The sequence below is a fragment of the Aquiflexum gelatinilyticum genome, from assembly GCF_024741135.1.
GTDB lineage: Bacteria > Bacteroidota > Bacteroidia > Cytophagales > Cyclobacteriaceae > Cognataquiflexum > Cognataquiflexum gelatinilyticum.
Genome location: NZ_JANSUY010000035.1, coordinates 1 through 414, shown reverse-complemented (window position 1 = coordinate 414; position 414 = coordinate 1). Strand labels below are relative to the sequence as shown.

At 45.9% G+C, this 414-nt stretch carries 2 tRNA genes; both read left to right on the top strand.

What is annotated here, in order from left to right:
• The first annotated feature begins 88 nt into the window (after positions 1-88).
• Positions 89-162 (top strand) — tRNA-Ile (locus NU887_RS21020).
• A gap of 25 nt (positions 163-187) precedes the next feature.
• Positions 188-261 (top strand) — tRNA-Ala (locus NU887_RS21015).
• Positions 262-414: the final 153 nt, after the last annotated feature.

Sequence of the window (414 nt, the reverse complement as noted above, 5' to 3'; positions counted from 1 at the left end):
AGCCGTACCGGAAGGTGCGGCTGGAACACCTCCTTTCTGGAACGCCTTATTGAATGTGTTATTTCTTTCAGTTCTTTAATTATTTGATGGGCTTGTAGCTCAGGTGGTTAGAGCGCTACACTGATAATGTAGAGGTCCGTGGTTCGAGTCCACGCAAGCCCACATTTAATAATTACAACACTATTTCGGGGGATTAGCTCAGCTGGCTAGAGCACCTGCCTTGCACGCAGGGGGTCAACGGTTCGAATCCGTTATCCTCCACACATAGCTGAAAATGTTCAGTTATAAGTTCATTGACATGTTGAGCAGAGAATGCAACAGAGTGTTTTTCTGTCCGAAAGGACAGAGGGACGAAGACTGCATATATCCTTGAAGCAAAAGGGGGATGTATGTAAAGAGTAAGTGAACAAGGGC